A 680-nucleotide genomic window follows, 5' to 3' on the forward strand; every position below is an offset into this window, starting at 1 on the left:
TGAGCCCATTCCACCGTGACGCTGCAGGTCACGGGTCCGTTGCAGATCATCATCCTTGATCCGCAACGCAGATAGCCCCTGGTAGAAGGGTTGTCGACCAAGATCAACCTTCACCACCAGGGGCCTGAGTGCTGTTCTACCGTGCCGCGCTGCCGTTGTCATCTCAGACGTTGAACTACCTGGCCGGCATCCTGCGCCGGAACCGGCAGGCGCTCAAGTCCACCAAGCGCCGTCTCAACCCTGGCCAGCAGGCCATGCTCGTGCTGGTCTACCTGCGCAAAGGGGAGACCTTCGCCGAGATCGCCGCCGGATTCGACGTCGGCACGGCCACCGCCTGGCGCTACGTCCAAGAGGCCGTCGCGCTCGTGGCCCAGCGCTCACCCACGCTGGACCAAGCCATCCGCGCCGCCAAGCGCACCGGATACGCGTTCGTGGTGCTCGACGGCACGCTCATTCCGATCGACCGCCTGGCCGCCGACCGGCCCTTCTACTCCGGCAAACACAAGAGACACGGCATGAACATCCAGGTCCTGGCCGCGCCAGACGGGACGCCGCTGTGGACCTCGGGATCACTACCCGGCTCGGTACACGACCTGAAGGCGGCCCGCATCTGGGGCATCATCCGCCGACTGCAGGCCGCGAAACTGATCACACTGGCCGACAAGGCGTACGTCGGCGCA

1 protein-coding gene is annotated in these 680 nt (G+C 65.6%); it reads left to right on the forward strand.

Annotation, left to right across the window (positions count from 1 at the left end):
- Positions 1 to 128: 128 nt before the first annotated feature.
- Positions 129 to 680: transposase family protein (locus tag Q9G87_RS60375; RefSeq protein WP_305925697.1), on the forward strand; the 552-nt coding region annotated here is incomplete at its 3' end.

It is taken from the genome of Nonomuraea turcica (assembly GCF_030718205.1).
Classification (GTDB): domain Bacteria; phylum Actinomycetota; class Actinomycetes; order Streptosporangiales; family Streptosporangiaceae; genus Nonomuraea.